Source organism: Aeromonas media, assembly GCF_020423125.1.
Taxonomy (GTDB): Bacteria; Pseudomonadota; Gammaproteobacteria; order Enterobacterales; family Aeromonadaceae; genus Aeromonas; species Aeromonas media.
Genome location: NZ_CP075564.1, coordinates 3,958,707 through 3,980,322, shown reverse-complemented (window position 1 = coordinate 3,980,322; position 21,616 = coordinate 3,958,707). Strand labels below are relative to the sequence as shown.

The 21,616-nt window shown below is 60.8% G+C and carries 20 protein-coding genes; 11 read left to right on the top strand and 9 right to left on the bottom strand.

The window, feature by feature from the left end:
* Positions 1 to 3: 3 nt before the first annotated feature.
* The 11 genes from murD (at position 4) to mutT (ending at position 13,804) form a co-directional block, all read left to right on the top strand.
* The gene (gene murD / locus KI797_RS18375) at positions 4 to 1,287 is read left to right on the top strand and encodes a UDP-N-acetylmuramoyl-L-alanine--D-glutamate ligase (RefSeq protein WP_226170507.1); all 1,284 of its coding nucleotides are present in this window, start codon (positions 4 to 6) and stop codon (positions 1,285 to 1,287) included.
* Positions 1,284 to 2,468 carry a cell division protein FtsW gene (gene ftsW / locus KI797_RS18370; protein ID WP_042649035.1) on the top strand — a complete coding sequence of 395 codons (1,185 nt, stop codon included), beginning with the start codon at positions 1,284 to 1,286 and terminating at the stop codon, positions 2,466 to 2,468. The genes murD and ftsW overlap by 4 nt, the downstream gene beginning before the upstream one ends.
* Complete coding sequence (gene murG / locus KI797_RS18365) at positions 2,465 to 3,550, top strand: undecaprenyldiphospho-muramoylpentapeptide beta-N-acetylglucosaminyltransferase (protein ID WP_226170504.1); 1,086 nt, start codon at positions 2,465 to 2,467, stop codon at positions 3,548 to 3,550. Before ftsW ends, murG begins: the two co-directional genes overlap by 4 nt.
* Before the next feature lie 109 nt (positions 3,551 to 3,659).
* On the top strand, positions 3,660 to 5,114 hold the full coding sequence (gene murC / locus KI797_RS18360; RefSeq protein ID WP_041204901.1) for a UDP-N-acetylmuramate--L-alanine ligase: 1,455 nt from the start codon (positions 3,660 to 3,662) through the stop codon (positions 5,112 to 5,114).
* Between the two features lie 97 nt (positions 5,115 to 5,211).
* Entirely contained in the window at positions 5,212 to 5,964 is a 753-nt protein-coding gene (locus KI797_RS18355; RefSeq protein ID WP_041206795.1) for a cell division protein FtsQ/DivIB, read from the top strand.
* A complete protein-coding gene (gene ftsA, locus KI797_RS18350) occupies positions 5,945 to 7,204 on the top strand; it encodes a cell division protein FtsA (RefSeq protein WP_025328454.1) in 1,260 nt (419 codons plus the stop codon). Before KI797_RS18355 ends, ftsA begins: the two co-directional genes overlap by 20 nt.
* A gap of 39 nt (positions 7,205 to 7,243) precedes the next feature.
* Positions 7,244 to 8,395 (top strand): cell division protein FtsZ, encoded by a 1,152-nt coding sequence (gene ftsZ / locus KI797_RS18345; protein WP_005305686.1) that lies wholly within the window; start codon positions 7,244 to 7,246, stop codon positions 8,393 to 8,395.
* 101 nt (positions 8,396 to 8,496) lie between these two features.
* Positions 8,497 to 9,420 (top strand): UDP-3-O-acyl-N-acetylglucosamine deacetylase, encoded by a 924-nt coding sequence (gene lpxC, locus KI797_RS18340; RefSeq protein ID WP_042649033.1) that lies wholly within the window; start codon positions 8,497 to 8,499, stop codon positions 9,418 to 9,420.
* Positions 9,421 to 9,560: 140 nt separating this feature from the next.
* Complete coding sequence (locus KI797_RS18335; protein WP_042649032.1) at positions 9,561 to 10,466, top strand: M23 family metallopeptidase; 906 nt, start codon at positions 9,561 to 9,563, stop codon at positions 10,464 to 10,466.
* Between the two features lie 57 nt (positions 10,467 to 10,523).
* The gene (gene secA, locus KI797_RS18330) at positions 10,524 to 13,244 is read left to right on the top strand and encodes a preprotein translocase subunit SecA (RefSeq protein WP_226170501.1); all 2,721 of its coding nucleotides are present in this window, start codon (positions 10,524 to 10,526) and stop codon (positions 13,242 to 13,244) included.
* A 155-nt stretch (positions 13,245 to 13,399) separates the two neighbouring features.
* Positions 13,400 to 13,804, top strand: a complete 405-nt coding sequence (mutT, locus tag KI797_RS18325; protein WP_005332118.1) for an 8-oxo-dGTP diphosphatase MutT — start codon at positions 13,400 to 13,402, stop codon at positions 13,802 to 13,804.
* 75 nt (positions 13,805 to 13,879) lie between these two features.
* Here mutT and yacG read toward each other — a convergent pair whose 3' ends face one another.
* From yacG to KI797_RS18280, 9 genes are all read right to left on the bottom strand, one after another.
* Entirely contained in the window at positions 13,880 to 14,074 is a 195-nt protein-coding gene (yacG, locus tag KI797_RS18320; RefSeq protein WP_042649030.1) for a DNA gyrase inhibitor YacG, read from the bottom strand.
* Positions 14,075 to 14,083: 9 nt separating this feature from the next.
* Positions 14,084 to 14,806: a cell division protein ZapD gene (gene zapD, locus KI797_RS18315; protein WP_226170498.1), complete on the bottom strand. Its 723-nt coding sequence runs from the start codon at positions 14,804 to 14,806 to the stop codon at positions 14,084 to 14,086.
* Between the two features lie 37 nt (positions 14,807 to 14,843).
* Positions 14,844 to 15,458 (bottom strand): dephospho-CoA kinase, encoded by a 615-nt coding sequence (coaE, locus tag KI797_RS18310; protein ID WP_226170495.1) that lies wholly within the window; start codon positions 15,456 to 15,458, stop codon positions 14,844 to 14,846.
* 18 nt (positions 15,459 to 15,476) lie between these two features.
* Complete coding sequence (locus tag KI797_RS18305; protein ID WP_042649027.1) at positions 15,477 to 16,349, bottom strand: prepilin peptidase; 873 nt, start codon at positions 16,347 to 16,349, stop codon at positions 15,477 to 15,479.
* Positions 16,350 to 16,429: 80 nt separating this feature from the next.
* Positions 16,430 to 17,671 carry a type II secretion system F family protein gene (locus KI797_RS18300; protein WP_043133310.1) on the bottom strand — a complete coding sequence of 414 codons (1,242 nt, stop codon included), beginning with the start codon at positions 17,669 to 17,671 and terminating at the stop codon, positions 16,430 to 16,432.
* A gap of 129 nt (positions 17,672 to 17,800) precedes the next feature.
* On the bottom strand, positions 17,801 to 19,507 hold the full coding sequence (gene tapB, locus KI797_RS18295; RefSeq protein ID WP_226170492.1) for a PilB family type IVa pilus assembly ATPase TapB: 1,707 nt from the start codon (positions 19,505 to 19,507) through the stop codon (positions 17,801 to 17,803).
* Positions 19,508 to 19,510: 3 nt separating this feature from the next.
* Positions 19,511 to 19,963 (bottom strand): pilin, encoded by a 453-nt coding sequence (locus tag KI797_RS18290; protein ID WP_371316620.1) that lies wholly within the window; start codon positions 19,961 to 19,963, stop codon positions 19,511 to 19,513.
* Between the two features lie 312 nt (positions 19,964 to 20,275).
* Complete coding sequence (gene nadC / locus KI797_RS18285) at positions 20,276 to 21,139, bottom strand: carboxylating nicotinate-nucleotide diphosphorylase (RefSeq protein WP_226170489.1); 864 nt, start codon at positions 21,137 to 21,139, stop codon at positions 20,276 to 20,278.
* Positions 21,140 to 21,142: 3 nt separating this feature from the next.
* A complete protein-coding gene (locus KI797_RS18280; protein WP_371316622.1) occupies positions 21,143 to 21,604 on the bottom strand; it encodes a retropepsin-like aspartic protease family protein in 462 nt (153 codons plus the stop codon).
* Positions 21,605 to 21,616: the final 12 nt, after the last annotated feature.

Sequence of the window (21,616 nt, the reverse complement as noted above, 5' to 3'; positions counted from 1 at the left end):
GCCATGGTCATCATCATCGGACTCGGCAAAACCGGACTCTCCTGCGTCGACTACTTCCTCGGTCGTGGTGTCACGCCCCTGGTGATGGATACTCGCGCCAATCCCCCGGGCAAGGAGCAACTTCCCCCCGAGGTGGAGCTCGTTCACGGGCTGGACGGCGATCTGCTCAAGCAGGCGCACATGATAGTGGCGAGCCCGGGTATCGCCCTGGCGACCCCCGAACTGAAAGCCGCAGCGGAGTTCGGGGTGCGCATCGTCGGTGACATAGAACTGTTCGTGCGCGAGACCCAGACCCCCGTCATCGCCATCACCGGCTCCAACGGCAAGAGCACCGTCACCACGCTAGTGGGAGAGATGATCGCTGAGGCCGGCCTCAAGGTGGGCGTCGGTGGCAACATCGGCATCCCGGCGCTCGAGCTGCTCAAGCAGCCCATGGATCTCTGCGTGCTGGAGCTCTCCAGCTTCCAGCTCGAGACCACCTACAGCCTGCGTGCCGCAGCGTCCGTGGTGCTGAACCTCTCCGAGGATCACATGGATCGTTATGAGGGCATGGCGGATTACCGCGCCGCCAAGCAGGAGATCCATCAGCACTCCCAGCACATACTGGTCAACCGGGACGATCCTCAGACCCTGCCCGACGTGGGCCAGGTGTGGCAGAGCTTCGGGCTCGATTGCAATGGTTACGGTCGCTGCGAGCTGGATGGCCGCCACTGGCTGACCCTGCACGGGGAGCCGCTGCTCGCCGTGGACGAGATGAAGATAGTCGGCGCCCACAATCAGGCCAATGCCCTGGCGGCCATGGCCCTGTGCGATGCGGTCGGGATTCCCCGTGAGCCGCAACTCGCCGTGCTGCGCCGCTTCGAAGGCCTGCCCCACCGTGCCCGCTTCGTGCGGGAGGTGAACGGGGTGCGCTGGATCAACGACTCCAAGGCCACCAACGTGGGGGCCACCCTGGCCGCCGTGGCCGGTGTGCGTGAATCGGTGAAAGGCCGCCTGCTGTTGCTGGCTGGCGGCCAGGGCAAGGGGCAAGATTTCGGTCCGGTGCAGGCGCTGCTCGGCAACCAGATCGATCACATGTATTGCTTCGGCCAGGATGCGGACATCCTGCTCGCGCTGGGTGAGCAGACTGAGCAGGTCGCCTCCCTCGACGACGCCGTCGCCAAGGCCGCAGTCGACGCCAGGCCCGGTGACTGGGTACTGCTGGCGCCGGCCTGTGCCAGCCTGGATCAGTTCACGTCTTTCGAAGCGCGCGGTGATCGTTTCACCGAACTGGTGATGACGCTATGAACGCCCTTCGCGTCGTCGCAGGCTTTTTGCAGCGCTGGCTGTTGCCTGCGCGCCCTGCCGGTCTCTACGACCGGCAGCTGGTGGTGCTGGCGCTGGCGTTGATGTCGGTAGGGTTGGTGATCGTGGCCTCCGCCTCCATCCCCGAAGGGATAGCCCTCGGCGATGACCCCTTCATGTTCGTGAAGCGTCACGGGATGTTTCTGGTGATGGCGCTCGGCATCTCCTGGTTCGTGCTGCAGGTGCCCATGGCGCGCTGGCAGCAGTACAACGGCCCCATGTTGCTGCTGGCCATCGTGCTGCTGGTGATGGTGTTGCTGGTGGGCCGCAGCGTCAACGGTTCGGTGCGCTGGCTGCCACTCGGCCCCTTCAACCTGCAGCCGGCCGAGTTCGGCAAGCTGGCGCTGTTCGTCTATCTGGCGGGTTACCTGGTGCGCCGTCAGAGCGAGGTACGCGAGCGCTTCATCGGTTTCATGAAACCCATGGCGGTGCTGTTCGTGGTGGCCATCCTGCTGCTGGCCCAGCCCGATCTCGGCTCCGTGGTGGTGATGTTCGTCACCTCGCTCGGCATGCTGTTCCTGGCGGGAGCCCGCATGGTGCAGTTCATCGGCCTCATCCTGGTGGGGGTGAGCGCCGTGGTGACGCTGATCATCGCAGAGCCCTACCGGATGCGGCGGGTCACCTCCTTCCTGGATCCCTGGGCCGATCCGTTCGGCAGCGGCTACCAGCTGACCCAGTCCCTGATGGCGTTTGGCCGTGGTAGCTGGTTTGGCGAGGGGCTCGGCAACTCGATCCAGAAGATGGAGTACCTGCCGGAGGCGCACACCGACTTCGTGTTTGCCATCCTGGGCGAGGAGCTGGGGTATGTGGGCGTACTGGGTGCGCTCTTCCTCATCTTTGCGCTGGCGGTGAAGGCGCTCAAGCTCGGTCATCAGGCGCTGGTATCAGAGCGCCTGTATGAAGGCTATCTGGCCATCGGCATCGGCATCTGGTTCAGCTTCCAGACCTTCGTCAACGTCGGCGCCGCCAGCGGCATGATGCCGACCAAGGGCCTGACCCTGCCGCTGGTCAGTTACGGTGGTTCCAGTCTCATCATCATGATGGTGGCGGTGAGCATGTTGATTCGTATCGATTTCGAGTTGCGCCAGGCCAGTGCCCAGGCGCGCGTGCGGGAGGTTGCGTGAGCAAGACGTTACTGGTGATGGCGGGCGGTACCGGGGGCCATGTGTTCCCCGGGCTGGCCGTGGCCGATCGCCTCAAGGCCCAGGGCTGGACCATTCACTGGCTCGGTACCGCCGACCGGATGGAGGCCGAGCTGGTGCCCGCCCATGGCTACCCCATCTCCTTCATCGACATCCAGGGGGTGCGTGGCAACGGCATCAAGCGGCTGCTGGCGGCGCCCTACCGGATCGTCAAATCCGTGCTGCAGGCCCGCCAGGTGATCAAGACCATCCAGCCCGACGTGGTGCTCGGCATGGGGGGCTTCGCCTCCGGTCCGGGCGGTGTTGCCGCCTGGCTCTCCGGCATTCCGCTGCTGCTGCACGAGCAGAACGCGGCGGCCGGCATGACCAACAAGCTGCTGGCGCGCCTGGCCAAGCGGGTGCTGATGGCCTTCCCCGGCGCCTTCGCTCCCAATGCCCGTACCGCCGTGGTGGGCAATCCGGTGCGCCCCGAAGTGGTGGCGCTGCCGGATCCCCAGTTGCGTAGCAGCAGCGAGCCGCTGCGGCTGCTGATCGTCGGCGGCAGCCTGGGAGCCCGGGTGCTCAACGAACAGGTACCGCCAGCGGTCGCGGCCGCCGGTGTGCCCATCGCGGTGCGTCACCAGTGCGGCAAGGGCAACCGGGAGGCTGTCGCGCAGGCCTATGCCGTGCAGGGCGTCGAGGCCGAGGTGAGCGAGTTTATCAAGGACATGGCTGATGCCTACGCCTGGGCCGATCTGGTGGTGTGCCGGGCGGGGGCGCTGACCGTCTCCGAAGTGGCTGCCGCCGGTGTGGCCGCCATCTTCGTGCCGCTGCCCCATGCGGTGGATGATCACCAGACCCGCAACGCCCTGACCCTGGTCGATGGCGGGGCGGCGGAGTTCCTGCCCCAGTCCGAGCTGACCCCGGCCTCCCTGGCGGCGCGTCTCTCCTGGCTCGCCGGGCGCAGGGAAACCCTGTTGAACATGGCCCAGGCCGCGCGCCGCGTCGCCATCATCGATGCCGCCGAGCGGGTGGCCTATGAGTGCAAGCGGCTCGCCAGCGGGCAGAGTGAGAAAGCATGTTGAGCAAGATTGCACAGGCCAGGCCGTGCAGTCTTGTCCCCGTATATATTGATGCCGCCGAGCAGGTTGCCGATGTGGGCAAGCGGCTGGCGGCAGACATGAAGAGAGAGCTATGACCAAGGTTGAACTGGCAAAACTGCGTACCGTAATCCCCGAAATGCGCCGCGTGCGTCGCATCCACTTCATCGGCATAGGTGGTGCCGGTATGGGGGGGATCGCCGAGGTGCTTGCCAACGAGGGCTATCAGATTTCCGGCTCCGATCTGTCCCGCAATGCGGTGACCGAACGGCTCGCATCCCTGGGGGCTCATATCTTCGTGGGACACAGTGCCGAGCACGTGAACGAGGCGAGCGTGGTGGTGGTGTCCACCGCCATCAAGCAGGACAACCCCGAGTTGCTGGCCGCCCGCGAGCTGCGCATTCCCGTGGTGCGCCGTGCCGAGATGCTGGCCGAGCTGATGCGCTTCCGCCACGGAGTTGCCGTCGCCGGCACTCACGGCAAAACCACCACTACCAGTCTGGTGGCGAGCATCTATGCCGAAGCCGATCGCGACCCGACCTTCGTCATCGGCGGTCTGCTCAACAGCGCCGGCACCAACGCCCGCCTGGGCAGCAGCCGCTATCTGATCGCCGAGGCGGACGAGAGCGACGCCTCCTTCCTGCATCTGCAACCCATGGTTTCCATCGTGACCAACATCGAAGCGGATCACATGGACACCTATGGTGGCGACTTCTCCAGGCTCAAAGCCACCTTCATCGACTTCCTGCACAACCTGCCGTTCTACGGTCTGGCCGTGGTGTGCGTGGATGATCCCGTGATCCGTGGCATGCTGCCGGAGATCGCCCGTCCGACCCTGACCTACGGCCTTTCCGAAGATGCCGATGTACAGGTGCTGGACTTCGTGCAGACCAGCAACCGCAGCCGCTTCCGGGTCCGTCGCAAGGATGCCGGCGAGCTGACTGTCACCCTGAATCTGCCGGGCATCCACAATGCGCTCAACGCCGCCGCCGCCATCGCGGTGGCGACCGAAGACGGCATTGGCGACGAGGCCATCATCCAGGCGCTCGCCAAGTTTGAAGGGGTGGGCCGCCGCTTCCAACAATATGGCGAGTTCGAGACGGGTCGTGGCAAGGCCATGCTGGTTGATGACTACGGTCACCACCCGAGCGAAGTCAAGGTGACCATCAATGCCGCCCGCGCCGGCTGGCCAGAGAAGCGGCTGGTCATGGTGTTCCAGCCACACCGTTACAGCCGGACCCGGGATCTCTACGAAGATTTCGCCGACGTGCTCTCCAAGGTGGATGTGCTGGTGATGCTGGAGGTCTATGCCGCCGGTGAAGAGCCTATTCCGGGTGCCGATGGCCGTGCCCTGTGCCGCTCCATCCGCTCTCGCGGCACCCTGGAACCCATCTTTGTCGCAACGCCTGACGATGTGCCGGCGGTGCTGGCCGACCTGATTGGCGAGGGGGATCTGGTGCTGACTCAGGGCGCCGGTAACGTCGGGGCACTGGCCCGCCGTCTCGGTGAGATGAAATTGAGCGTAGATAGCATGAAATCCGGTGCCTGAGGGCCCAATGAGTATTTTGACCGCCAAGCCGGGGCCTATATAATGGCGAACCGGTCTGCAAGTGGCCGGCATGGCGCGTTATACGGGGATCGATCGGGTGGAGGCAAGGGCACAAGGGCGCACCAAGGGGGGCTTCATCGCCGGGGTGGCATTTTTCATCCTGGTCATGTGGGGGCTCTACCAGACTGCGCTGGATGTTAAAGACTGGCTGACGGATGCCAGTCGGTTGCCCATGAGCGAGCTGTTGCTGCAGGGGCAACACGAATATTTGAAAGCCGATGAGTTGCGCGCGGCCGTGCTGGATGGCGCCGAGTTGCGCAACTTCTTCGAGTTGGACGTGAACGAATTGCAGGGGCGTTTGAACGCCCTGCCCTGGGTGGCCCAGGTCTCGGTACGCAAGAAGTGGCCGAACAAGATCAAGGTCTACCTCACCGAACAGGATGTGGCGGCACGCTGGAACGGCAATCGCTTCGTCAACACCAAGGGTGAGGTGTTCAGTGCGCCGGACAGGGTGAAGAAACCCCTGATGCAGTTGTCCGGGCCCGATGATCAGGCCGCCAAGGTGCTGGAAGCCAGCCATCAGTACGAGACGCTGCTGGCGGCCAGGGGATACAAGTTGTTGGGGGTGAATCTGACCCCCCGCCATGCCTGGGAACTGACCCTGGATGGCAACATTCAGCTGTTCGTGGGGCGCTCGGATATCGCGCTTCGCCTGCAGCGGTTTATCGATGCCTTTCCGGTCATCGAACCCCGTGAGCGGGTTGCTTACGTGGATCTTCGATACGACACCGGAATGGCGGTTGGCTGGAAGAAGAACGAAGAGAAAGTGAATGACCAACACCGCAGATAGAAATTTGATTGTCGGACTGGATATCGGCACGACCAAGGTGGCGGTACTGGTTGGCGAAGTATTGCCCGATGGCGAGCTCAATGTCATCGGCATGGGCAGCCACGCTTCTCGCGGGATGGAGAAGGGCGGGGTCAATGATCTCGACTCCGTGGTCAAGTCCCTGCGCCGCGCGGTGGAAGAAGCCGAGATGATGGCCGACTGCCAGATCAGCTCCGTCTATCTGGGGCTGTCCGGCAAGCACATCGATTGCCGCAACGAGACCGGCATGGTGCCCATCTCCGACGAAGAGGTGACCCAGGAGGACGTGGACAACGTCATCCACACCGCCAAGTCGGTACGACTGTCCGATGAGCTGCGGGTGCTGCACGTGCTGCCTCAGGAGTTTGCCATCGACTATCAGGAAGGGATCAAGAATCCGGTTGGTCTCTCCGGCGTGCGGATGGCGGCCAAGGTGCACCTGATCACCTGCCACAACGACATGGCTCGCAACATCGAGAAATGTGTGGAGAAGGTGGGTTTGCGGGTGGATCAGCTGATCTTTTCGGCCCTGGCTTCCAGCTATGCCGTGCTGACCGAAGACGAGAAGGAGCTGGGTGTCTGCGTGGTGGACATCGGTGGCGGGACCATGGACATGTCGCTGTTTACCGGCGGTGCCCTGCGCCACACCAAGGTGATCCCTTACGCCGGCAGCACGGTGACCAGCGACATCGCCTACGCCTTTGGCACACCGCCACTGGACGCGGAAGCGATCAAGGTACGCTACGGTTGCGCCCTCGGCCGCCTGGTCAGCAAGGAAGACAATATTGAAGTCCCCAGTGTCGGCGGTCGCCCGGCGCGCAGCCTGCAACGGCAGACACTGGCTGAAGTGATTGAACCCCGCTACACGGAATTGCTCTCCATGGTGAATGACGAGCTGGTACGGGTGCAGAGCGAATTGAAGGCACAGGGGGTCAAGCATCAGCTGGCGGCCGGTGTGGTATTGACCGGTGGCGCGGCCCAGATCGAAGGCATTGTGGAGTGCGCAGAGCAGATCTTCCAGAGCCAGGTCCGGGTGGGCGAACCCATGAACATTCGGGGATTGAGCGATTACGTGCAGGCACCAGTGTACTCGACTGCGGTCGGGCTGCTGCAGTACGGCCGTACCAATCAATCCACCGGCAGTAGCAAGGAATATGCCGCCAAGGCAAGCGTAGGTGGGCTGGTCAAACGGGTCAGCAACTGGTTGCGTGGCGAGTTCTAAAGATTTTGCTGAGTCAGGCAAATAAAGCGGAGAGACAACATGTTTGAATTTATGGATAGCCACACTGACGAAGCCGTCATCAAGGTGATAGGTGTGGGTGGCGGCGGCGGAAACGCAGTCGAGCACATGGTTCGTCAAAACATCGAGGGTGTTGAGTTCATTACCGTCAACACCGACGCCCAGGCACTGCGCAACTCAAGTGCCAACACTACCTTGCAGATCGGCGGTGGCATCACCAAGGGTCTGGGAGCCGGAGCCAATCCGGAAGTGGGCCGTGATGCCGCCATGGAAGACAGGGAAGCGCTGCGTGAGCTGCTGACCGGTTCAGACATGGTGTTCATCGCCGCCGGCATGGGCGGTGGTACAGGTACCGGTGCCGCACCTATCGTGGCCGAAGTGGCCCGGGAGATGGGCATCCTGACCGTCGCCGTCGTGACCAAGCCGTTCTCCTTCGAAGGGAAGAAGCGGATGGGCTTCGCCGCCCACGGTATCGAGGAGCTGTCCAAGAATGTCGATTCCCTGATCACCATCCCCAACGACAAGTTGCTGAAGGTGCTGGGTCGTGGCATCTCCCTGCTGGACGCCTTCAAGGCGGCCAACGATGTACTGCTTGGTGCGGTACAGGGCATTGCCGAGCTGATCACCCGCCCGGGTTTGATCAACGTTGACTTCGCGGACGTGCGTACCGTGATGCGTGAGATGGGCACCGCCATGATGGGTACCGGCTCCGCCTCCGGTGATGACCGTGCCGAAGAAGCGGCCGAGAAGGCCATCTCCAGCCCGCTGCTGGAAGACGTGGATCTGGCCGGTGCCCGTGGCATCCTGGTCAACATCACCGCCGGCATGGACATGACCATCGAAGAGTTCGAAACCGTGGGTAACGCGGTCAAGGCCTTCGCCTCCGAGAACGCCACTGTGGTGGTGGGTACCGTAATCGACCCGGAGATGCACGACGAACTGCGTGTGACCGTGGTGGCCACCGGTATCGGTGCCGAGCGCAAGCCCGACATCACCCTGGTCAAGAACAACATGGTTCAGGAACGTCCGGCCCGTCAGCCCCTGATCAGCGAAGCCCTGCAGTCTCGCGTGATGGAAGAGGCCCCGGCCAAGGTGGTGAACGCCGAGCCGCAAGCTCGTCGCGAACCGGATTATCTCGATATTCCTGCGTTCCTGCGCAAGCAAGCTGACTAAGCCTCGTATGGCCTTGGTTTGTTTGTTGCTTAAGGATTGTGCTAAGATGGCCCGGCAACGACCATCTGGTCAGGAATTTGAGCTGTTAAGCGGATACGCCCATGATTAGACAAAGAACCTTGAAAACGAGTGTCCAGGCCACCGGTGTGGGCCTGCATTCGGGTCGGAAAGTCACAATGACGTTCCGTCCGGCGCCTGTTAACACAGGGATCGTTTACTTGCGTACCGATCTGAATCCTGTGGTCGCGCTGCCAGCCAACGCCGATCAGGTGCGTGATACCGTGCTTTGTACCGCTCTGGTAAACGAAGCCGGCGTCCGCGTGTCAACCATCGAACACCTCTCTGCCGCCCTGGCCGGGATGGGGATCGACAACCTCTATGTCGAGGTTGATGCCCCCGAGATCCCGGTGATGGATGGCAGTGCGCACCCGTTCATCTACCTGCTGCAAGAAGTGGGTATCCGTGAGCAGAATGCGCCCAAGCAGTTCGTGCGGATCAAGCAGAGTGTCCGGGTTGAAGACGGCGACAAGTGGGCGGAATTCCACCCCTATCGCAACGGCTTCAAGATGGATCTCGAGATCGATTTCCAGCATCCGGTATTTGAAGGCCGCAACCAGCGTTGCGTGCTGGACTTCTCCGGTGCTTCTTTCGTGAAAGAGATCAGCCGTGCCCGTACCTTCGGCTTCATGCGCGACATCGAGTACCTGCGTTCCCAGAACCTGGCCCTGGGCGGAAGCCTGGAAAACGCCGTGGTGCTGGATGACTACCGGGTGCTGAACGAAGATGGTCTGCGTTACGAGGACGAGTTCGTCAAGCACAAGATGCTGGATGCGATCGGTGATCTGTATATGTGCAACCGCAGCATCATCGGTGAATTCCGTGCCTACAAGACGGGCCATGCCCTGAACAACAAACTGCTGCGTGCCTTGCTGGCCAAGCAGGAGGCCTGGGAACTGGTGACCTTTGAGGCGGAGGGCGACAAAGCGCCCATCGCTTACTACGATAACGGTCTGGTTCTGGCCTGATAGCTGTGCAACAGGACGTCGGTCATCTCTCCGCACCGACGTCCTGTCATTTGTTTATTCCATCCTTTAATACCGATTATCTCCCGGTTTTATTGCCCGTGTTGGCTCCTGGCCTCACCTGACCGAGAAGACAGATTTCTATGAGCATTACCCTGATCCTCAACGGTAAGCAGCGCCGCAAGTTGCACTTACCCAAACAACGTCTGGCCTGGGTCGGCGGTATCCTCTTCACTGTATTGGCACTGAGTGGTGGTTGGCTCTGGCAGAGCTGGCACCAGAAAATGGAGGCGCTGGAAGTCGCGCTGGCCATGGCCGAACAGCAAAAATCCACGCAAGGGGCCGATGAAGCCCGTGAACAGCTTGCCATGCTGGCCGCCCAGGTGGGCACCATGCAGGGGCAGCTCGGTCGCCTCAATGCGCTCGGCGAGCGTCTGACCGAGAAGGCAGACCTCGATCCCGACGAATTCAATTTTAAGGAGCTGCCCCCCATGGGTGGCCCTTCCTATGACGAAGAGCTGGAAGTGAGCCTGGGCGAGCTGCAAGCCTCCATGAAACACCTCAGCCAGCAGCTCAGCAGCCGTGAAGAACAGCTGTCGGTACTTGAATCTTTCATCATGAATCACCATATCACCGATGCCGGTTTCATCTCGGGTTCACCGGTGAAGCAGGAGCGCGTCTGGATCTCCTCCGGGTTCGGTGGACGGGTCGATCCGTTCAACGGCCGCGCCAAGATGCACAAGGGGGTGGATTTTCGTGGCAAGCCTGGCACTCCCATCCTGGCGACCGGCAAGGGGATCATCAGCTGGGCAGGCCGCCACCCGGAATTTGGCAATATGGTGGAGATAGACCATGGCAATGGTCTGGTGACCCGCTATGCCCACAACTCCAAGTTGTTGGTGGATGTGGGCACCCTGGTCGATGAGGGCCAGAAGATTGCCTTGATGGGGCGTACCGGTCGTGCGACCGGGGTCCATCTGCATTACGAAGTGTTGAAAGATGGTCGTCAGGTCAACCCCGCGCGCTTTCTGAATGCCAGACGGGGTTAGGTTTTTTCTTCAGGTTCCAGTGACGGAACGCTTATATAACCAAAACAGTTGGTACACATGATTAGCACACTGCTCACCAAGATTATCGGCAGCCGGAACGACAGAACGCTCAAGGCTTTGCGCAAAATTGTTAAACAGATCAATGCGATGGAGCCTCAGTTAGAGGCCTTGTCCGATGGCGAGCTGCAGGCGAAGACCGCCGAGTACCGTCAGCGCCTGGAGCAGGGCGAGACGCTTGAGCAGCTGTTGCCGGAAGCGTTCGCCACCGTACGTGAAGCGTCCCGCCGGGTGTTCGGCATGCGTCACTTCGACGTGCAGCTGATCGGCGGCATGGTGCTGAACTCCAACCGCATCGCCGAGATGAAGACGGGTGAAGGCAAGACGCTGACTGCAACCTTGCCTGCCTATCTGAACGCGCTGACCGGTCGCGGTGTGCACGTGGTGACGGTGAACGACTATCTGGCCAAGCGCGATGCGGAGGCGAACCGCCCGCTGTTCACCTTCCTCGGCATGACGGTCGACTGCAACGTGCCCGGCATGGATGCGTCCCAGAAGCGCGATGCCTACGCCGCCGACATCACTTACGGTACCAACAACGAATTCGGTTTCGACTACCTGCGCGACAACATGGCGTTCTCGCCCGAGCAGCGCGTACAGCGTCCGCTCAACTACGCGCTGGTGGATGAGGTGGACTCGGTGCTCATCGATGAAGCCCGTACCCCGCTCATCATCTCAGGCCCGGCGGAAGACAGCTCCGCCATGTATACCCAGATCAACAAACTGATCCCGCTGCTGGTCAAGCAGGACAAGGAAGACTCGGAAGAGTATACCGGCGACGGCCACTACACCGTGGACGAGAAGAACCGCCAGGCGCTGCTGACCGAAAACGGCCAGATCTTCGTGGAAGAGCTGCTCAAGAAAGAGGGGCTGCTGGCGGAGGAGGACTCCCTGTTCTCCGCCACCAACATCAGCCTGCTGCACCACGTCAATGCCGGCCTGCGCGCTCACACCCTGTTCGAACGCAACGTCGACTACATCGTCCAGAAGGACGAGATCGTCATCGTCGACGAGCACACCGGCCGTACCATGCCGGGTCGTCGCTGGTCTGACGGCCTGCACCAGGCGGTCGAGGCGAAGGAAGGGGTCAAGATCCAGAACGAGAACCAGACCCTGGCCTCCATCACCTTCCAGAACTACTTCCGCCTGTATGACAAGCTGGCGGGGATGACCGGGACTGCGGATACAGAGGCCTTTGAATTCCAGCAGATTTATGGTCTGGATACCGTGGTCATTCCGACCAACAAGCCGATGGTGCGCAAGGACATGGGCGATCTGGTCTACCTGACCGCCCAGGAGAAGTACGTCGCCATCGTCGAAGATATCCGTGGCTGCGTCGAGCGTGGCCAACCTGTACTGGTCGGTACCGTCTCCATCGAGAACTCCGAACTGCTGTCCGGCATCCTGACCAAGGAAAACATCCCGCACAAGGTGCTGAACGCCAAGTTCCACGCCATGGAAGCGGAAATTGTTGCCCAGGCCGGTCAGACTGGCGCAGTCACCATTGCCACCAACATGGCCGGTCGCGGTACCGACATCGTGCTCGGCGGCAACTGGCAAGCCGAGATCGCCGCGTTGGAGAACCCGACCGACGAGCAGATTAAAACCATCAAGGCGGCCTGGCAGATCCGTCACGATGAGGTGCTGGCCGCTGGCGGTCTGCACATCATAGGTACCGAGCGCCACGAATCCCGTCGCATCGACAACCAGCTGCGCGGCCGTTCCGGTCGTCAGGGTGACCCGGGCTCCTCCCGCTTCTACCTCTCCATGGAAGATACCCTGATGCGGATCTTCGCCTCCGATCGCGTCACCGGCATGATGAAGAAGCTGGGGATGGAAGAGGGCGAGGCCATCGAACATCCCTGGGTGACCAAGGCCATCGAGAATGCCCAGCGCAAGGTGGAAGGTCGCAACTTCGACATCCGTAAAAACCTGCTCGAGTTCGATGACGTGGCGAACGACCAGCGCAAGGTGGTCTATGAGCAGCGCAACGAGCTGCTGGACACCAACGACATCTCCGACACCATCCATGTCATCCGGGATGACGTTTATGGCGCCGTGATCGACGAGTACATTCCGCCACAGTCCCTGGAAGAAATGTGGGACGTGCCTGGTCTGGAAGCGCGCCTGAAGTCTGATTTCGCGCTGGATCTGCCGCTGCAGCAGTGGCTGGCGGAAGATGACAAGCTGTATGAAGAGAAGCTGCGCGAGCGCATCCTGGAAGAAGCCACCAAGCTCTACGCCCGCAAGGAAGAGCTGGTCGGCAAGGACGTATTGCGCAACTTCGAGAAGGCGGTGATGCTGCAGACCCTGGACGGCCTGTGGAAGGAGCATCTGGCGGCCATGGATCACCTGCGCCAGGGCATCCATCTGCGCGGCTACGCCCAGAAGAACCCCAAGCAGGAGTACAAGCGCGAGTCCTTCGATCTGTTCACCCAGATGCTGGAGACCCTCAAGCGCGACGTGGTCAGCATCCTGAGCCGGGTACAGGTCCAGGAGCGCGACGTGGAGGCGATGGAAGAGCAGCAGCGCCAGCAGGCGGAAGCGGCTCCCCGCAGCTATACCCATGCCGCCGCCGAGAACCAGCTGGCCGACGAAGAGGTCCAGGCCGACGCGGCGCCGGTGACCTTCGTGCGCGATGAGCAGAAGGTCGGTCGCAACGATCCCTGCCCCTGTGGGTCGGGTAAAAAATACAAGCATTGTCACGGTCAGTTGACCTGATCGACGCTATGCCATGACAAGGCGGGCCCGGTGCCCGCCTTGTTTTTGTCACATGGCGACGCAAAATCGGATGTTGGGCATCATCGGCAGCTCACCCAGCCGGGTGCTGGGGTCATTGAGCGATCCGAGCAGGCAGAGAGTACAAAGGTAACAAGATGGAACAGAAAAAGCGGATCTGGGTGGCGGTCGGCGTCATCGAGAATGAACGGGGCGATATCTTCATCGCCAAGCGCTCCTCCGATCGCCATCAGGGGGATCGCTGGGAGTTTCCCGGGGGCAAGGTGGAGTCGGGGGAAGACTTGCTCACCGCGCTCGACAGGGAGCTGTGGGAGGAGATCGGCATCCGGGTGCAGGATTGCACACCTTTCATGGAGCTGCATCACGACTACCCGGACAAGCAGGTGCTGCTAGATATCTGGAAGGTGACCCGCTTCCATGGCGAACCCTTTGGCAAGGAAGGGCAGGAGTGCCGCTGGGTGCCGCTGGCAGAGCTGCACAACTACCAGTTCCCCGATGCCAATGGCCCCATAGTGGCGCGGCTGCAGGCCGTGCTGGCTTGAGCCGGTAGCAAAATAAAATGAAAAAGGGCCAAGCGGCCCTTTTTCATTTTGCAGAGGTGAGTGACCGCCACTGGCTTATAGCCACTGGTCGCCCTCTTCCGGCTCCGGCAGCAGATCCGGGTTGATCTCCCCTGGGATCCGCTTCTCTTCATCCGCCCATTCGCCGAGATCGATCAGCTGGCAGCGCTTGCTGCAGAAGGGGCGAAACGGGCTCTGTGGGCCCCATTCCACTTCGTTCTGACAGGTCGGACATTTTACCTTGGTGACCATGGGAGCTCCTTAGCAGCAGGCAAGCTGGAAGGGTACATCGCCAATCGCTTGTTCTGTTGTGGGCAGAAAACGCAGGGCGAAGCGGTTCTTGTGGCCACTCAGGGTCGGGTAGCAGGACTGGGAACCGGTCAGGCGGATACGGATCAGCTCGGCCCCCTCGGCGGTATCCTGGAAGAAGCCATTGGTGGCTACCTGATCGCTGAAGTGGCCCGATTCACGCCACAGCCTCAGCAGCAGGGAGATGGCGTTCATCAGCAGGTTGATGTCGCTGAGCCATTGCTGCATCTGCTGATGGCGACCCACGGCCGGCGTCACTAGCCAGTGGTGCAGTTGTGGCACGTCGAAGGCGCATAGACCACCGGGAATGGAGAAGCGCTGGCGGATGGAGCCGAGCAGACGATCCTCTTTCAGGCGGGCACCGGGGCGAGGGGAGCTGAGCAGGCTGCGGGAAAGCTGGGTGCTCTCCTGCTGCATCCGCTGGATCTGCTCGAGGTCAACGTCCGGCAGGCTGGCCCAATGGCTCAGCCGCTGGCCGAGCCGCTCGAGATCCTTGATCAGATCGGCACGCAGATCCCCGCGCTCCAGCAACTCCTGCAAATCGAACAACCCCTTGAAGAAGGCGATGTGTGCCCAGGACTGGTCACTCTCCAGATTGTCGCGTATCTGGGAAAACAGGGATTCCAGACGAAGATAGGTCCGGCTTTTTTCGTTGAGGGGAAAATCGTAAATCATGCCTAATCCTGGCCAGCCATAAACCGGCCTAGTGTACTCACAGTTGGGGGGCTTGTTGAGAGGCAAATGCCAGATATGTCTCGTGCAGCGCTAAAATTCGCTCCCGTATGGTCTCAGTCGTGCCACTCTGATTGTCCAGCACGTCATCAGCCATCGCCAGGCGCTCGCTACGGCTCGCCTGGGATGCCAGTATGGCCTGGGCCTGCTCTCGACTGACTCCGTCCCGGCGGCAGGTTCGCTCGATCTGGGTTGCTTCATCCACGTCGATGACCAGTACTCTATCGGCCAGTTCGGTGAGCCGGTTTTCCACCAGCAGGGGCACCACCAGCAGACAGTAGGGGGAACTGACTGCCGCGCACTGGCGCAGCATCTCGCTGCGAATGATCGGATGGAGAAGGGCATTGAGCCAGGACTTGGCCGCCGGATCGCTGAAGATCCGCTCGCGCAGGACTCGCCTGTCCAGCAGTCTCTGCTCGGTCAAGATCTCTGGGCCGAAGTGGCTGGTGATGGCGGCCAGGGCCGGGGTGCCGGGTGCCACGACTTCGCGGGCAATCAGGTCGGCATCGACCACCTCTATCCCCAGGGCAGCAAACTGGTTGGCGACTGTCGTCTTGCCGCTGCCTATACCGCCGGTGATGGCTACCACATACATAGATTTGTGATCCCCTTGCTAGAGAACGATGTCCAGATACCAGCGGGTGATGTTATCCCCCCACAGCAGCGCTATCCAGCCCGCGATGGCGAGGTAGGGGCCAAAGGGGATGGGTTTGCCCTGATGATGGTTACGCAGCAGGATAAGTCCGATCCCAATGATGGCGCCGACCAGTGAAGAGAGCAGCAGCACTATGGGCAGCGCCTGCCAGCCCAGCCAGGCACCGAGTGCCGCCAGCAGCTTGAAGTCGCCATGACCCATTCCCTCCTTGCCGGTCAGCAGCTTGAACGCCCAGTAGAGACTCCAGAGCACCAGATAGCCAGCCATGGCGCCGATCACCGCATCGGCCAGCGGCACAAAGCCGCCGGCCAGATTGAACAACAGACCGCCCCACAGCAGCGGCAGGGTGAGCTGGTCCGGCAGCAGCATCTTGTCCAGATCGATGAAGGTGAGGGCCACCAGTACCCAGGTCAGTGCGAGGGCTGCCAGGGCTCCCCAGCCGGGAGTGAGGGTCGCCGCAACGGTGACCGACAACAGGGCGGTCAGCAGCTCGACCAGGGGATAGCGGGCCGAAATTGGCGCCTTGCATTGTCGGCAGCGTCCCTTGAGCCAGAGCCAGCTCAGCAGGGGGATGTTCTCCAGTGCGCTTATGGGGTGATCGCAGTGGGGGCAGCGAGAGCGCGGTACCATCAGGTTGTAAGGTTCGGCGGGGGAAGTGGCAACCTCGCTGCCGAAGTAATCACGGTAGTCTGCATGCCACTCCCGCTCCAGCATGATGGGCAGGCGATGGATCACCACGTTGAGGAAGCTGCCAATCATCAGGGAGAAGAGAAAAATCAGGGAGAGATAGAGCCAGGGCAGGCCCTGGGCCAGTTCGATCAGAGGCACCATAAATCAACCGCTTGTGTGGAGAATCAGGATGGCAGAGGACCAGAACGAGCCATGCCCGCTGGTCACTCTGCCGAAGGGGCTCAGTGTATCACAGAGCCCAGCTTGAAGATGGGGAGGTACATGGCGACGACCATGCCACCGACCAGCACCCCGAGTACCACCATGATGATGGGTTCGAGCAGGCTGGTGAGGCCATCGACCATGTCGTCCACCTCCTGCTCGAAGATGGCGGCAACCTTGGAGAGCATGTCATCGATGGCGCCTGACTCTTCACCAATCATCACCATCTGGATCACCATGTCTGGGAAGAGATCCACGGTACGCATGGCGACGTTGATCTGCATGCCGGCCACCACCTCGTTGCGAATGGCCAGGATGGCCGTGCGATAGACATAGTTGCCAGAGGCGCCGGCCGCTGATACCAGAGCATCCACCAGAGGTATCCCGGCGGAGAAGGTGGTGGAGAGGGTACGGGCGAAACGGGCCATGGCCGCCTTGTGCAATATGTTGCCCACGACCGGAATGGTGAGGATGAATCTGTCGGTGTTGTCCCGTACCTTCTGGGATTTTCGCCAGGCGCGCACATAGAGGAAGATGGCCAAGGCTGTGCCACCAAAGATGATATACCACCAAGCTTGCATGAAGCGGGAGATACCGATGACGAATCGGGTGAAGACTGGCAGCTCTGCTCCGAAGCTCTTGAAGATCTCCTCGAACTGGGGAATGACGAACAGCAGCAGGATGGAGGTCACAATGATGGCGACCAGGATGACCATGGCGGGATAGAACATTGCCTTCTTGATCTTGGACTTCAGCGCCTCACTCTTCTCGCGGTATGTGGCAATCCGGTCGTAGATAGTTTCCAGCGCGCCGGACTGCTCCCCTGCGTCTACCAGATCGCAGTAGAGCGCATCGAAGTGACGGGGGTGGCGGCGCAGCGCCTCCGACAGCGGGGTGCCGGTTTCCACATCGGTGGCGATCTGGCCGATGAGTTCGCGTACTGCTGCCTTCTCATGACCGCGGGCGATGATCTGCAAGCTTTGCACCAGCGGCACACCGGCCGAGAGCATGGTGGTGATCTGGCGGGAGATGACGGCGATGTCCATCGGCTTGATCCGAGCACCCCCCTTGGAAAACAGGCCCTGGCCCTGCTTGCTGACCTTGGTGACATTGACGCCCTGCTTGCGCAGCTCCGCCTTGACGGTGTTGATGCTGTCGGCCTGGAACTCACCGGAAACCTTTTGTCCCTTGCGATTGAATCCATGCCAGCGGAAGGAGAAGACCTTTTTAGGTGTGTTACGTTTTTGCGCTAATGTTGCCATCACTGCATCCTGCAATTGGGCGACGGTGGCCGGATGAGGCACTGCCCGTCCGGTTCATCTTGGCTTGAAGAACATCATCGGGGTGACTGTATCGGCTTCACCCGGCTTGATGACTGGAACATTATGTATTTAGTTGGTCGTGATCCTGTTGATCTCGGCCAGGCTGGTGACCCCCAGACGGGCCTTCTCCAGGCCGGAAATGCGCAGGGTACGCATACCCTCCTTCTGGGCGATGGCAGCGATCTGCAGCGAGTTTGCTCCCTGCATGATCAGCTTGGCGATGTTCTCCGACATCAGCATGATTTCATAGATGCCGACCCGTCCTCTGTATCCTCCCGAACACTCCTTGCAACCGACCGGTTTGAACAGCCGCAAACCGGCGGCCAGCTGTTGCTGGGTAAAACCGAACTCCAGCAATTCGGCTTCCGGCACTGCCTCGGGCACCTTGCAGTGATCGCACAGCTTGCGGGCGAGGCGCTGGGCCATGATCAGGGTCACCGAGGAGGCGATGTTGAAGGCGGGCACCCCCATGTTCATCATCCGGGTCAGGGTCTCGGCCGCAGAGTTGGTGTGCAGAGTTGACAGTACCAGGTGTCCGGTCTGGGCCGCCTTGATGGCAATCTCGGCGGTTTCCAGATCCCGGATCTCCCCCACCATGACGATGTCGGGATCCTGGCGCAGGAAGGAGCGCAGGGCGCTGGCGAAGGTGAGCCCCGCCTTGGGATTGATCTGCACCTGGTTGACGCCGGGCAGGTTGATCTCCACCGGATCCTCTGCGGTGGAGATGTTGACCTCGCTGGTATTGAGGATGTTGAGACCGGTATAGAGTGACACCGTCTTGCCCGATCCCGTGGGGCCCGTGACCAGTATCATGCCCTGTGGTTTGGAGAGCGCATGCAGGTATTGCGCCTTCTGGCGTTCGTCGAAGCCGAGTTGATCGAGGTTGAGGCGAGATACTGACGAGTCCAGCAGGCGAATGACGACCTTTTCTCCCCACATGGTGGGCAGGGTGTTGACCCGCATATCCATGGACCGGTTGCGGGAGATCTTCAGCTTGATCCGCCCATCCTGGGGCAGGCGCCGCTCGGCGATATCGAGCCGCGCCATTACCTTTAAGCGAGCCGCGAAACGGTTCGCCAGATTGACCGGCGGGGTGGCGATTTCGTGCAGTATGCCGTCGATCCGGAAGCGGATCCGGTACTTGATCTCATAGGGTTCGAAATGCAGGTCGGATGCGCCACGCTTGATGGCGTCCATCATGATCTTGTGAATGTATTTGACGATGGGGGCATCGTCGTCGGCAGTGTTGACGCTGTCGTCGAGCCGCGAGCTCTCATCGGAGACCTCGAGTTCCGAGATTTCGGCCTCGTCGATGTGATCCATGCCCAGGGTGTCCTGCTCGCTTTCCATCAGCTTGCCGATGGCGGCGGTCAGCTTGCCCTCTTCGACCAGCAAGGCTTCGGTATGCAGGCCGAAGCTGAATCCGAAATCCTCCAGGGCCGACACATTGGTCGGGTCCGACATGGCGATATAGAGGGTGTGGCCCTGGGTATAGATGGGCAGCACATGGTGTTTCTCGATAAGCTTCTGATTGAGGTACTTCTGCGGGATCTCGGAGAGATCGAAGGCGGCAAGATCCAGCAGAGGTACCCCATACTCCAGCTCGCAGAAATCCGCGAGGGCCTTGCTGTCGAGGATGTCATTTTCGATCAGGAAGGTGACAAAGGGCTTGCGCTGCGCCCTGGCCTGGCTCAGATAGCGCTGTGAGTCCGGCTCACTGAGGAGGGAGGAAGCGGCCAGGCTGGTGGCCAGGCCGCTATTGAGGCTAGAGGTCATGCGTTAGCAGATGCCAGAAGTCAAACATAAGCTGCCACTGGCTGCGTTTGTCCAAACAACTTGGCCATTAGTAAACACGCCACCCAAAATGTAAGTATTTTCAGTAGTCTCGAAGGGGGGGGTTGTGCCTGTGGCTGTTATCTCAACGGCGCCACTGGCCGCACCTGCTGCAATGTCTACTGAGGAAACAAAGCTACCACTAGAACCACTAACGGCTTGCGGGATACCATTGCTGCCTGCGGTTGTACAGTTGGTCATATCACCATCTCTCTGAGCGCAAACTTCAACAGCTGTTTTAAATGCGCCAGTGGCAGAGACAACTTCTGAAAACTTCGCTTTCTTGGTATAGGTTTGATACGCCGGCAAGGCGATGGCGGCCAGGATGGCGACGATCGCAACCACTATCATCAATTCGATTAGCGTAAACCCTGACTGTTTTTTCATGTTGCTTTTCATGTCAAATTTCCTTTTTTCCATGGTTCCTGAACAGTGCCGGTGGAATTCTATCCACACTCCAGCATCTTATCCGAGCGCTTCGGGTTGGCAACAGAGGCAGTACCCTTGTTAGCCACTTTTCTGTCATTTAGTGAAAAACATAGTAAAATCAAAGATTAAATGATTTCCAATGAGGCTGTTCAAGATTGGGGAGGGCCCATCTTCACACTCCTTATGTCGTGGGATCCTGCATAAAGAAAAGGCGCCTATGGCGCCTTTTGCAAGTTTCGAGCCCCGCAATATTTTTGGGCCAGACGGACTCGTTCTACTCGCTCAGCTTTCGATAAAGCGCATCGAGAGGTCCAGCGCCCGTACGTGCTTGGTCAGGGCTCCCACCGAGATAAAGTCGACGCCGGTGGCCGCATAGTCGGCCAGCGTCTCCAATGTGACGTTGCCGGAGACCTCCAGTCTGGCGCGGCCCTGATTGAGGCGAACGGCCTCTTGCATCATGGGCACGTTGAAGTTGTCCAGCATCACGATGTCAGCCCGGGCGGTCAGTGCTTGCTCCAGCTCGGCCAGGGACTCCACCTCCACTTCCACCGGTTTGCCCGGATTGAGACGGCGCGCCTCGTCAATCGCTTCGGCAATGCCGCCACAGGCAAGGATATGGTTCTCTTTGATGAGATAGGCGTCATAGAGGCCGATGCGGTGATTCTTGCCGCCACCGCAGGTGACGGCGTATTTCTGGGCGCTGCGAAGGCCGGGCAGGGTCTTGCGGGTATCGAGCAGTCGACACTCAGTCCCTTCCAGCTCGGCCACGTAACGGGCGGTCAGGGTGGCGACCCCGGAGAGGGTCTGCACGAAGTTCAGGGCATTGCGCTCGCCGGTCAGCAGCACCCGGGCCGGGCCATGGAGGCGGAACAGCTCCTGATTGGGGGAGAGGTGCTCGCCATCCTGCACCTTCCACTCCACCTTGACCTCGCCACCGAGCTGGGCAAACACCTCATCGACCCAGGGTTGACCGCAGAATACGCCGGCCTCGCGGGTGATGACCCGGGCCGTCGAGATGCGATCGACCGGGATCAACTGGGCGGTGATATCGGCGCTGGCATCCGGTTGATCCAGGGCGGTGAGGGCATCGCCCAAGTCTTCGAGTAGTGCGGCGCGCACGGCGCGGCTGATGTCCTGTTGTAACATGCCTTATTCCTGCAAGGGTCTGAGAAGCAACTGCCGCTCTTTTTGAACCAGCTCCAGCCGACCGAGGGCGTTCATGCCAACCAGCACTTCGTCACCGTCTGCCGCCGGGTTAATAAAGATGGCCAGATCGTACAAGGTCAATGGCCCCATCGCCAGCGTTTCGATAGTACCGTTGCCGACCCGGATCTGACCCGCAGCGGTATTGACCTGGCTGCTGCCATGGGCGATCAGACCAAGCCGATCGGCAACCTGTTGCGGGATGGTGACGCGGGTGGCCCCCGTGTCCAGCAGCAGTTGCACCGGCTGGTCGTTGATGGCACCCTCCAGACGATAATGACCGCTGGCATCGGCCTTGAGCAGCAGCTCGCCGCTGGCGGTCACGCTGGGTTTGGCGCTGGAGTAGAAGTAGAGGGTCAGCAGACCCAGCAGTGAAAGCCAGGCCAGCAGCCAGAGACGGCGTGCCATCGGGTGCATATG